The sequence below is a fragment of the Akkermansia muciniphila genome (assembly GCF_002884975.1).
Classification (GTDB): domain Bacteria; phylum Verrucomicrobiota; class Verrucomicrobiia; order Verrucomicrobiales; family Akkermansiaceae; genus Akkermansia; species Akkermansia muciniphila_C.
On record NZ_PJKB01000001.1, the window covers coordinates 620,450 to 632,078 of the forward strand.

Genomic DNA, 11,629 nt, shown 5'->3' on the forward strand with positions numbered 1-11,629 from the left:
GTTTTACCGGAACGTTTATATTTGATAGATTGCCCTGCATACATGCACCGCTACCGCATTCTGGTCGTAGAAGACGACCATGCCATCAGAAACGGCCTGTCGGACGCCCTGGCGGTGTCCGGCTACGACGTGCTGTCCGCCAGGGACGGTTATGAAGCCCTGGAGATGATCCATGCAGAGGAGTATGACCTGGCCCTGCTGGATGTGGTGCTGCCCGGAGCGAACGGATTTGACCTGCTGAGGCGCATCCGGGAAGACCGGGCTACCGTTCCCGTGCTGATGCTTACCGCCAAGGGGGCGGAGGCGGACAAGGTCAAGGGGCTGAAGCTGGGGGCGGATGATTATGTGGTGAAGCCGTTCAGCCTGCTGGAGGTGCTCGCCAGGATAGAGGCCGTGCTGAGGCGGTCCCCGGAAAGGCCCAGCGCCGTCAGCCGCGTCATGCTGCCGGAAGGGCATCTGGATTTCGCCACCCGCGCCCTGGTGCTGGAGGAGGGCCCTGTGACGCTGACGACCAAGGAATTTGACCTGGCGCGCCACCTGGCGGCCAATGCCGGAAGAATCATCACCCGTGAGGAAATTCTGGCGAGGGTCTGGAAGATGGACCCCCGGCTGGTGGAAACGCGGAGCATTGACACCACGATCGCCCGTTTGCGGGAAAAAATGGGGAAAAGGAACGCTGCCGTCATCCGCACCCTCAGGGGGCAGGGCTACATTTGGGAGGATGATGCATGAGCAGCCGTTTTTCCTTCCATCTTCTGTTGTGGTCCTGCCTGCTGATTCTGCTGGGGGTGATGGGGTGGCTCAGCCATTCCATGCTGGACGCGGAGAAGCGCAGGCTGGCGGAAACGCACCAGATACGCCTGGTGGAGCAGAGCCGCCTGGCCCTGTGGCGCATGGATTCCCTGCTGGCCTCCATGATTGCCGGGGAAAACAACCGTTCTCCCGGAGAATATTTCCAGAGGGGCGCGCTGGCGGAATCCCTCAAGAAGGAGGGCTCCATGCCGGATTTATCCGGGTTTGCCAAGCTGTACTTCCAGATAGACCCGCAGGGGAAAGTTTCCTCTCCCCAGAAAGGTGCGGAGCGTCTGGAATATGTCATTCAACTGGGAAAATCCGGATGGGGCAGCCATGTGGTGGACGCCATGAAGAATTTTCCGCAGCCTTCCTCCATTGACAGAGAGGAAGTAGTACAGCCGCAGACAGATGTTTTTTCCGTCTCTCCCCCGGTGGAAACGGTGCAGATTTCTTCCGTAACCATCGCGGACGGAAAAGAGCAGCAGAAAAACGGCGTGCAGCAGGAACTGGCGGTAGAAAGCCGGAAGGCCTTCCAGCAGGGAATGGAAGACTACAATATGCGTAAAAACCTTTCCAACAGCCAGCAGGAGTACAATGTCAGCGTCAAGGTAAAAAAGAAAGCCGCGGAATCCCTCCAACGCGAGAAAAAGGATGTTAAGGTGTCAGGCCGGATGACCGTTTCAAGGGCGGTAAATGGCATGGAAAATCCGGATCGGAAGGGATATGCAGATTCCGTGAAGGCCGGGAAAAAGCGGGAAAGCGGCTCCGGCGGCATTGTGGCTCTTCTGGATACAGGCGCCGGGGGATTGTCTCTGGACGGGAGGAGGGTTCAGTTTGAGGTCCATGAAAAAAAGGCGGCTCCGGCAAGCCCGCCGCAGGAAAGTTTGGCGGAGATGGCCGTCACCCGCCGTGAAAGGATCGCCAGCACTCTGGAAAGTTACAGGGAGCTCTCCATTTCCTCCCTCCAGCCCAGATGGCAGCAGGGGAAGGAATGCTTCCTGACGCGCCGCATTTCAGACCACGGCCAGGTATGGGTGCAGGGCATCTGGCTGGACTGGGATAAATTATCCGCCTACCTTCTGGAATCCGTGGCGGATATTTTGCCGGACGCCACCCTGGCGCCGGCGGACGGCCGGGAGGAAAGCTATCTGACCCTGGCTGGAATTCCCGCCATGCTGAACCCGGGAAATCTGCTCCCCATGGCCGCCAACTCCCTGCGCACGGTGTGGAATTCCATCGCCATGGCGTGGTTCTGCGGCATTCTGGCCCTGTGCGGCGTCATCGGCTTCATGATTGGCCTTATCCGGTTGAGCGAACGCCGCGCCGTCTTCGTTTCCGCCGTGACTCATGAACTGAGAACGCCGCTGACCACCTTTAACATGTACACGGAAATGCTCTCCTCCGGCCTGGTGCCCAAGGGCAGGGAAATGGATTATGTGGACATCCTGAAAAACGAGGCGGGCAGGCTGACGCATCTGGTGGACAATGTATTGAGTTATGCGCGGGTGGAGAAAAATTCGGCCTCCCTCCAGCCGGAAAAAATTCCTGTCCCGGAACTGGCCTCCGCCGTTATTGCCCGCATTTCCCCCCGGCTGGCGGCCGCCGGCATGGACTCCCAGCTTTCCGTGGCTCCGGAGCTGCACCCGGAAGCCGTGATGGCGGACATGACGGCCGTGGAGCAGATCGTCTACAATCTGGCGGACAACGCCGCCAAGTACGCGCGGTTTGACGGAAGCATCCTGAAAGTGGAGCTTAAGGCGGAGAAGCGTTTTCTGGTCATCCGCGTGGAGGATGAAGGGAAAGGCGTTTCCGATTCCCTGAAGGGCAAGCTGTTCCGCCCCTTTTCCAGGTCTGCGGAGGAAGCCGCCGGAAAACAGCCGGGCGTGGGGCTGGGGCTGGCTTTGTCCCGGGAGCTGGCCCGGAGCATGGGCGGGGACTTGTGCCTGGAGGAAAGCTCCGGGCACGGATGCCGGTTTGCCCTCAGGATACCTTTTTCCAGGGTGTAAGGGCCCTGTTCCGCCAGGAAACATTTTTCTTCAAAAAAGCGTGCGGATGGGTTTTAATCCCTTTTAATGAACACGCCATTCTGCCAAAGCTGCGGCATGCCTCTGAAAAGCAAAGAAGATTGCGGCACCAGCCATGACGGAAGCACCAGTGAGGAATATTGCTGCTATTGCTTTCAAAACGGAGCCTTTACCTCAGATTGCACCATGGAGGAGATGATTGAGCATTGCGCCGGATTTGTGGAGGAGTTCAATAAGGAAAATGGCTCTTCTTTTACCAGGGAAGAAGCCGTTGCTCAAATGAGCCAGTTTTTCCCCACGCTGAAACGCTGGAAAAAGCAATAAGGCGGTCTGCCGCCCCTCCTCAAGCCGTTCATGGCGGGGAACACCATGCTTTCAGCCCCGTTTATTACCTGGGAGAGGCAGGTAATAAACGGGGCTGTCTTTTTTTCCGGTTTATTAAATCTTCTCAAGGCAAGCTCTGCGGGAAGAACCTTGCAGAGGCGGCTATCTTCTCTGCGGGCCATGGGCTCCGCCCGGACTGGAAGGCCGGGGGGAGGGACGTGACGGCGCGGCAGAGGGTGGAGATGAGGGCCGGACGGGCGCGCTGGCGGACGGCGGCGGGGAAGAAGGCCTGGAGACGGAAGGCGGGCTGACGGGACGGCTTATGCCCGGATTGGACGGGGTTGGCCGTGATGACGGCATGGAAGGCCGGCTGGGACGGCCGAAATCCGGTCTGGAGGGGCGGTTGCCCTCCGGGCGGCTTATGCCCGGACGGTGCGAACTGCCCGGATTATTGCCGCCGGGACGGTGGGGGTTGCTTACGGAAGGGCGTGAAGGCCGGCTGGGTTTTCCAAAGTCCGGTCTGCCCTGGCTGCCGCCGGGCTGGCTGATTCCGGGACGGTCCGGACGGTTATGGCCGCCCCCGGGATGAACCGCGGGAGGACGGGAGGGATTGCCGGGCTTGCCGAAGTCCGGACGGTGGCCAGGCCTGCCTGGCTGGGGAACCGGCCTGTTGCCCCCCGGGCGGTGGTCCGGGCGGAAATGATCCGGCCTGTACTGGGGCTTCATGGGCGGACGCGCCATGGGGCGGCAGTAATGGGGCCGGATGTAGTGCCCGCGGTAATAGGGGGCGGGCCCCCACGTGGGAATATAATAATTCGGACGGATCAGGCTGATGGAGTAAATGGGGCTGCCGAACGTGTCATAGGCATAAATGGGCCTGCCCCCGTAATACCCGTAAATGGGATAGCCGGCGTTGTCATACATGTAGGACGCGCCGGAGCCGCCGCTGCTGTAGGAGCCTGATACGCTGAAACTGTCGTAATAGGGGTCATAGCAGCTGGACAGGGCGCAGCCGATGGCTGCCGCCAGCAGTGAATTCTTTAAAATACCGTATGCTTTCATGATGTTGAAATGGAGTGGGGTGTTTTTTCCCTTTGCCTGGAAAGCGGCGGGAGAAAAGTACATTTGTTTAAAATTATTTTGCTTGGAAACGGGCTTCCTCTTGTCTTAGACTCCAAAAACGTTCTACGTGATGGGAATTCTCTTTCAAGATAAAAAAGTTGGTCTGGCCCTGCTGTGTGATAATGCCCCGTATACGCTGGCCATGACGCTGGCGTCTTATGACAGGGCAGGCCTGCTGGAATATTTTGACGAGGCCTGCATCGTTTTTCCGGAGAATGCGGTCAAGGTGTGTGAAACGGCCCTTTCCTACGGGCTTGCCGCGGAGGCATCCCCCGCGGACGGCGGCTTTATAGGGGCGCTCCATACGGCGGTCAACTCCCTGGATACGGACTATATCCTGCTGGCGGAGGATGACTGCATGATCTGGGAGCATCTGCGCGGGGAAACCCTGGAAAAGCAGTTGAAGCGGGCATTGGAGCTGCTGACGTCCGGCCAGGCGGACATGGTGCGCCTGCGTCATGCGTGGCGGGGCAGCACGCGTTACAAGGCCGCCTACACGTACTCCTACTTTTATCCCGTGGAACAGCTGGCTACCATGTGGGTGCACGCGGAAGGGCTGTCCGAGGCTCCGGACTGGGTCAAGAGCCTCCGGCGCTTCTTCCATCCGTTCCGCTCCAAGCGGTCCATCGGCCGCTGCGTATATGTGGAGCAGAACCCCCACCTGCGCTTCCCCAAGTACATCACCAAGATTGATGAAGGTTATATCATTGACAGTGAAGTATTCCAATGGACTAATCAGCCCACCCTCATCTCCCGTTCCAGGCTCAGGCAGATCCTGACGGGACTGGCGCAGGCCCCCGGCACCATCGGGAAATTGCCCCAGGACTTTGAAACCGCCGTCAATAATCCGCGGTGGAGGGACGCCCACATGAACATAGGCGTTATCCGGGGAATTTTCACTTAGGGAGGAGCGCATGACGGAAAGCGGAAAGGCGGTGCGGTATGAATGCGCCAGGTGCGGCGCGTGCTGCCGCTGGGCAGGGGACGTGTGCATAGAAGAGGATGAAGTGCGGGAAATCTCCCGTTTCCTGCATATGGAGGAACAGGCGTTCATTGACGAATGCTGCCGTCTGCGCGCCAACAGGCAGGGATTATCCATCCGGGACGCGGAGGACGGCGCTTGCATGATGCTCACGGAAAACGGTTGCCGGATTAATCCCGTCAAACCACGCCAGTGCCTAGGCTTCCCCAACCAATGGAATTTCCCCAGCTGGCGGGAACGGTGCCGCGCCAGGGAAGTGAAGGAGGAAAAAGGGGGAGAGCTTACAGGATTAAATAAACTTTCTTAAATCCTGTTCAAACCCCGGGTAGGATGTATTAATGCATTCCGCATCCGTCAGCACGGTATCTCCCTGGGCGCTGAAGCCGGCCACCAGGAAGCTCATGGCAATGCGGTGGTCCCCGTAGCTGGGAAGTTCCGCGCCCTTTAGGGCCGTGCCGCCGTGAACGATCATGCCGTCGTCAAATTCCTCCACATCCACGCCCATGAACCGGAGGTTGGCCGCCGTGGTGGCGATGCGGTCCGTCTCCTTCACGCGGAGTTCATGGGCGTTGCGGACGATGAAATCGCCCTGGCCCAGGGCTCCGGCCACGGCCAGGATGGGAATCTCGTCAATCAGGTTGGGAATCTCCTCCGGAAGCAGGCTGGTTCCGTGCAGGGCGTCCGAGCCGTACACGGTGATATCCCCGTACGGTTCCCCCGCATCCTCCGGGGAGGTGGTGGCAATGTCCATCCGCACGCCCATCCTCTTCAGGGCGCTGATGACGGCGTTCCGGGTATCGTTCAGGCCCACCTGGCGCAGCGTGAGCCGTGAGCCGGGACGGCTGGCGGCGGCCACCATCCAGAAGGCGGCGGAAGAAATGTCTGCGGGAACCGTCAGGTCATGGGCCAGGGGGAGCGCCGGGCCGGTTGTTCCCACGGCCAGGCCGTCCACGGTGCAGGGCACGCAGAAGTGGCGGAACAGGCGTTCCGTGTGGTCACGGGTGACGGCGGGCTGGCGCACGGTGGTAACGCCGTCTGCAAACATGGCGGCCAGCAGGATGGCGCTTTTCACCTGGGCGCTAGCCATGGGAAGCGTGTAGGAAATGGGGTGGACCCGTCCGCCATGGATAAACAGGGGGGCGCAGCCGGGCCTGGCGCCGCGGGCTTCAATCCGTGCGCCCATCTGTTCCAGCGGCTGCATGATGCGGCCCATGGGGCGGGAACTCAGGGAAGCGTCTCCGAACATCTCGGAATCAAAGGGGCAGGCGGCCAGCATGCCTGCCAGCAGCCTCATGCCGGTGCCGGAATTGCCGCAGTCAATGGGCCGCCCGGGGGCCGCGGGCTTCATGGCCACGCCCGTGATGCGGAAGCGGACGGGGCCGTACCCCTCCCGTTCTTCCAGCACCTCCACCTTCGCTCCCAGCTGTTCCATGGCGCGCAGGGTATTCAGGCAGTCTTCACTGCACAGGAAATTGTCCACTTCCGTCACTCCTTTGGCCAGGCCGCCCAGAATGGCGGCGCGGTGGGAGATGCTCTTGTCTCCGGGTACGGTCAGTACCCCTTGCAGGGACGGAATGGAATGGGAGTGAAGGTTCATGGCGGTGTCCCGGAAGAACTACCCTGTATTGGCCGCTGAATCAAGCCAATTGCGAGAAGGCGGGGAGCGGGGCGGATGGCGCCGGCTTCCCGGAAAGGCGCTGGAGGCGGGGCGGGGAACGACCCATAATGGGGTTGATTTTCCGGGACGGTGACGTATATTCGGGCCGTTATCGGCTGCGTCCTCCGGAAAGGAAGGAGAGAGCCTTTCCGGATCAATGGATCAAGCTGGTTTTCATAGGTAGTAAGTTGGAGCGGCCACGGGAGTAATCCTGTGGCCGCTCTGCCTTGTTCAGGATATCGCCCCGCCGTGAAGAAACAAAAATGCCCTCCTTGCCTGCTTTGGGCTTTACCGCGCGCCGCTGAAAGCGTATGTAGTCCGTGCCGATCAGGTTCGGGTGGCCGCTGTTCCGGTCTTCGGGCCGGGATAGAGGAAAGTCCGGACATCACAAGGCAGCGTGTCCCGTGAAAGCGGGAGACGGGAACCTCCCAAGGGTTCCCGGACGGAAAGTGCCACAGAAAACAAACCGCCCGGACGGGGTTCATCCCCGTTCAGGCAAGGGTGAAAAGGGGAGGTAAGAGCTCACCGCTCCGAGGGCGACCAAGGAGGCATGGTAAACCCCGCGCGATGCAAGACAAACAGGGGAAGGGTTGCCTGCCCGCCGGATCCCCGGGTATTAGTCGCACCCGTTCCGTAAGACGAACGGGCGCGCGGAATGCTTCACCGCAGTCCGCGTGAGAAAAATGGCCACACAGCCGGCCCTGCGCCGGCGGACAAAATCTGGCTTACAGAACCTGATCGGCATCTGTCTTTTTTGCCCTGCGGCTTTCCGCCGCCTTTTCCGGGAAGGGAAACCTCCGGGAAATTGTCCGGTTCCGGGGGCTCTTTGGGGTTGCATGGACGTCTCAAATGTGTAGAATCCGTCACCTAATTGCCACCCACTATGGAGAAGCTTGTTGTACACGGAGGTTTTACGCTGAGGGGAGCCGTCAATATCAGCGGGTCCAAAAATGCGTCCCTGCCCATTCTGGCCGCGTCCCTGCTGACGGATGAGCCTGTGGTGGTGCGCCGTGTGCCGGATGTTTCCGATACCAATTTCATGGTGCAGATCATGGGCCAGCTTGGCGCTTCCGTGGAGAGGTCCAGCGGCAACGTGCGCGTGGAAGCCAGGAACCTGCACTCGGAAGCCACCTATGAACAGGTGCGCAAGATGCGCGCCTCCATCTGCCTGATGGGCCCCCTGATGGCCCGCATGCAACGGTGCGTGATTCCCTTGCCGGGCGGCTGCGTCATCGGTGACCGTCCCGTGGACCTGCACATCAGGGCCATCCAGGCGCTGGGCGCCCGGGTGCAGATTGAACGCGGCAACCTGATTATTGAGGCCCCCGGGGGCCTGAAGGGCGCCACGGTGGATTTGAGCGGGGATCACGGCCCTACCGTCCTGGGAACGGACAACCTGATGATGGCCGCCGTGCTGGCGGAAGGCACCACCGTCATTGAATCCGCCGCCTCCGAGCCGGAAGTGGTGGACCTGGCCAACTTCCTGATCAAGCTGGGCGCCAATATCCAGGGCGCCGGAACGCGCCGCATCGTCATTGAAGGGGTTGAAAAACTCCGCGGCTGCAACCACACCGTCATTCCGGACCGCATTGAAGCAGGCACCTTCATGGTGGCCGCCGCCATGATGGGGGACGGCGTGACCCTGAGGCGCGTCTGTGAAGAGCACATGGCCGTGGTGACGGACCTGCTCCGGAAATGCGGCCACCACGTGGAATTCAACGAACGCGGGGACACCGTCACCATCATTGCCGGGAATACCCCCAAATGCGGGGAAATCAAAACAGCTCCCTATCCCGGCTATCCCACGGACATGCAGGCCCAGATGACCGCCCTCTTCGCCACCACGCCAGGCATCTCCGTGGTGAAGGACACCATCTTCCCGCAGCGCTTCATGCACTGCTCCGAGCTCAAGCGCATGGGCGCGAACATCAAGGTGGACAACGGCACCGCCGTCATCTCCGGTGTGGAAACCCTGAGCGGCGCCCCCGTCATGGCGTCCGACCTGCGCGCGTCCGCCGCGCTGGTGCTGGCGGCCTTGAAAGCTGAAGGCACCACGGAAATACACCGTTTGTACCACATTGACCGCGGCTATGAAATGATTGATGAAAAGCTCCTGGCCATCGGCGCTGCCGTGGAAAGGCAGCCGGATGACGACAATTAACGCCGTTTTGGGCTTGTGTACCGCATTTTTTCTTTACTGCCAGGATTCCGTATGCTATTCACCGAAGTCCTATGAACAAGGCTCAACTGATCGAATTGATTCAAAACAAGCTGGGTGCCGATACCACCAAGAAACACGCTGAAGAAGCTCTGGCCGCTGTGCTGGAATCCATCAAGGAAGGCGTGCAGGAATCCGGCAAGGTGCAGATCATCGGCTTTGGTACGTTCGCTACCAAGACCCGTGAAGCCCGTACCGGCCGCAACCCGAAGACCGGCAAGGCGATCAATATTCCCGCTTCCAAGACGGTTGCTTTCAAGGCCTCTTCCGCTCTGAAGGACTAAGAAGGCAGCTGCTTCTAAAAAGAGCACTTTTCTTTCAGCACCCCGTCCTCCGCGGACCGGGGTGTTTTTTATGTCCCGCTGGGGCTGTCCACGGCTTGACCGGATGGGGTCCGCCGTCTAGAATGCCGCCATGTCCAGCAGTTTTGGTCAGGTGTTCAGAATCTCCACCTGGGGTGAATCCCATGGAGCCGGGGTGGGTGTGGTGATTGACGGCTGTCCGTCCCTTGTCCCGGTGACGGAAGAAGTCATTCAGCGGGAGCTGGACCGGCGCAGGCCGGGGCAGAGCGACATCGTGACCCCACGCAAGGAGGAAGACTGCGCGGAAATCCTCTCCGGCGTGCTGGACGGCAAAACCCTGGGAACGCCCATCGCCATCAGCGTGCGGAACAAGGACCACCGTTCCTCCGCCTATGATGAAATGGCCCATACGTACCGCCCCTCCCATGCGGACTACACGTATGACACCAAATATGGCATCCGCGCCTGGGCGGGCGGGGGCAGGGCCTCCGCGCGGGAAACCATCGGCCGCGTGGCCGCCGGGGCCGTGGCCAGGGCCGTGCTGAAGCAGGCCTTTCCGGACATGGACGTCCTTGCCTGGGTGGACCGGGTGCACCATGTGAAAGCCTCCGTGGACTGGGAAGCCGTCACGGCCTCCGTCATTGAAAGCAACATCGTCCGCACGGCGGACCCCTCCGTGGTGGAAGCCATGATCGCCGCCATCAAGGAGGCGAGGGACTCCGGCAACTCCCTGGGCGGCGTGGTCAAGTGCGTGGTGCGCGGCTGTCCTCCCGGACTGGGGGACCCCGTCTTTGACAAGCTGGACGCCACGCTGGCCCATGCCATGATGAGCATTCCCGCCACCAAGGCCTTTGCCGTGGGCTCCGGCTTTGAGGCGGCGGACATGACCGGGCTGGAACACAACGATCCTTTTTACATGCGGGACGGCCATGTGCACACCGTCACCAACCACTCCGGCGGCATCCAGGGCGGCATCTCCAACGGGGAGGACATCCTGATGCGCATTGGCTTCAAGCCCACCGCCACCCTGATGATTGACCAGCAGACGGTCAACCAGGCAGGGGAGGACGCCCGGCTCAAGGGCAGGGGACGGCATGACGCCTGCGTGCTGCCGCGCGCCGTGCCCATTGTGGAGGCCATGGCCTGGCTCTGCCTGTGCGACCACTACCTGCGCCAGCGCTGCCAGCGGGCGCTGTAACAACCGGTTCCGCGGCTTCTTTCCCGTCATTCATGGACTCCTCCCTCACATTCTACCTGGTATTGGGCGCGCTGCTGGTCGGCTTCATCGTGCTCGGCATGCTGAAAGGGATGATCAAGATGCTCCTGTTCGGCGCGGCGGTGCTCTCCGCCGTGGCGGCTTACTTCTGGCTGTCCAAATACGGCTTTACCTACCTCTCCTTCATCACCAGCGATCCGCGGGAATGGATGGTCACCGTGCTGTCCGTCGGGGGGGCGGCTGCGGTCTTCTTCATCTTCATGCACGGCCTCTTCTGGTTCAGCGACGTCTTCTCCTGGGGGCGGCGCATGGGCTTCGGCGGGGCCAAGGGCATCGTCACCACCATCCTGATGGCGGCGGTTGTCTGCTGGGTGGGCGTCATGTGCATCTTCTACTACGGCTCCATGGCGGAAATGAAGCGCGTCCGTGAACTGGCCCTGTACCATATGGACCCCAGCCGCACCATCTCCCTGCCTACCATTTATTCCGTCAAGAAGTCCATCACGGACAACCCCCATCTGAAATGGCTGGTGACTATCTCACCGGAGCACGATCCGGAACGCCTCTCCCTGGCAAAAATGATTGCCTACCTGGTGACGCTCAGCCCGGAACTCTCCGACCAGCGCCGCACCCAGCTGGACTGCTACATGCCCCGCTCCCGCATCACCAGCCGCGTGCTGAGCCTGAAAAGCCTGAGTGAAGACCCCGCCATCCGCCTGCTGGTGGAGAAGGGGGACATGCAGGGCCTTTACAACGACGTCAAGCTCACCCGCTTCCTGGAAGATCAGGACGTGCGCTCCGTCCTGTCCCAGTTGGACGTGGACCGCGTGCTTGGCTTCGTCACGGAAACCCGCCAGACGGCTCCCGCCGGGAATGAATACATTCCCGAAGCCACGCCGATTGAGGAATAAGCGGGGATTCTTCTCTCCCCTGAATTGTTTTCATTCCTATTTATCCGCTTTTCAAAGGCTTTCCTGTTGGGTAGTATT

General features: G+C 60.7%; 11 protein-coding genes and 1 other RNA gene. 10 read left to right on the top strand and 2 right to left on the bottom strand.

Annotated features, from left to right (window positions below; genetic code table 11):
- The first annotated feature begins 42 nt into the window (after window positions 1–42).
- From CXU21_RS02600 to CXU21_RS02610, 3 genes are all read left to right on the top strand, one after another.
- Complete coding sequence (locus tag CXU21_RS02600; protein ID WP_102724948.1) at window positions 43–732, top strand: response regulator transcription factor; 690 nt, start codon at window positions 43–45, stop codon at window positions 730–732.
- Window positions 729–2,801 (top strand): sensor histidine kinase, encoded by a 2,073-nt coding sequence (locus CXU21_RS02605; protein ID WP_102724949.1) that lies wholly within the window; start codon window positions 729–731, stop codon window positions 2,799–2,801. The genes CXU21_RS02600 and CXU21_RS02605 overlap by 4 nt, the downstream gene beginning before the upstream one ends.
- Window positions 2,802–2,867: 66 nt before the next feature.
- Window positions 2,868–3,143 (top strand): zinc ribbon domain-containing protein, encoded by a 276-nt coding sequence (locus tag CXU21_RS02610; RefSeq protein WP_102724950.1) that lies wholly within the window; start codon window positions 2,868–2,870, stop codon window positions 3,141–3,143.
- Window positions 3,144–3,305: 162 nt separating this feature from the next.
- On the opposite strand, the gene CXU21_RS02615 is transcribed toward CXU21_RS02610, so the two are convergent.
- The gene (locus CXU21_RS02615; protein WP_146016921.1) at window positions 3,306–4,205 is read right to left on the bottom strand and encodes a hypothetical protein; all 900 of its coding nucleotides are present in this window, start codon (window positions 4,203–4,205) and stop codon (window positions 3,306–3,308) included.
- Window positions 4,206–4,335: 130 nt separating this feature from the next.
- Between CXU21_RS02615 and CXU21_RS02620 the strand changes: the two genes are divergently transcribed.
- Together CXU21_RS02620 and CXU21_RS02625 are read left to right on the top strand one after the other, a co-directional pair.
- Complete coding sequence (locus tag CXU21_RS02620) at window positions 4,336–5,169, top strand: hypothetical protein (protein ID WP_102724952.1); 834 nt, start codon at window positions 4,336–4,338, stop codon at window positions 5,167–5,169.
- 10 nt (window positions 5,170–5,179) lie between these two features.
- Window positions 5,180–5,554, top strand: coding sequence for a YkgJ family cysteine cluster protein (locus CXU21_RS02625; protein ID WP_102724953.1), 375 nt, complete (start codon window positions 5,180–5,182; stop codon window positions 5,552–5,554).
- Here the strand turns inward: CXU21_RS02625 and aroA are convergent.
- Window positions 5,537–6,844: a 3-phosphoshikimate 1-carboxyvinyltransferase gene (gene aroA, locus CXU21_RS02630; protein ID WP_102724954.1), complete on the bottom strand. Its 1,308-nt coding sequence runs from the start codon at window positions 6,842–6,844 to the stop codon at window positions 5,537–5,539. The two genes, CXU21_RS02625 and aroA, sit on opposite strands and share 18 nt — an antisense overlap.
- 385 nt (window positions 6,845–7,229) lie before the next feature.
- Between aroA and rnpB the strand changes: the two genes are divergently transcribed.
- From rnpB to CXU21_RS02655, 5 genes are all read left to right on the top strand, one after another.
- Window positions 7,230–7,648, top strand: an RNA gene (gene rnpB, locus CXU21_RS02635) — RNase P RNA component class A.
- A 139-nt stretch (window positions 7,649–7,787) separates the two neighbouring features.
- Entirely contained in the window at window positions 7,788–9,065 is a 1,278-nt protein-coding gene (murA, locus tag CXU21_RS02640; RefSeq protein ID WP_102711567.1) for a UDP-N-acetylglucosamine 1-carboxyvinyltransferase, read from the top strand.
- A gap of 71 nt (window positions 9,066–9,136) precedes the next feature.
- Window positions 9,137–9,406 (top strand): HU family DNA-binding protein, encoded by a 270-nt coding sequence (locus CXU21_RS02645; protein WP_022398307.1) that lies wholly within the window; start codon window positions 9,137–9,139, stop codon window positions 9,404–9,406.
- Between the two features lie 130 nt (window positions 9,407–9,536).
- On the top strand, window positions 9,537–10,622 hold the full coding sequence (gene aroC / locus CXU21_RS02650) for a chorismate synthase (RefSeq protein ID WP_102724955.1): 1,086 nt from the start codon (window positions 9,537–9,539) through the stop codon (window positions 10,620–10,622).
- A 32-nt stretch (window positions 10,623–10,654) separates the two neighbouring features.
- Window positions 10,655–11,551 carry a hypothetical protein gene (locus CXU21_RS02655; protein WP_102724956.1) on the top strand — a complete coding sequence of 299 codons (897 nt, stop codon included), beginning with the start codon at window positions 10,655–10,657 and terminating at the stop codon, window positions 11,549–11,551.
- The last annotated feature ends 78 nt before the right edge of the window (window positions 11,552–11,629 follow it).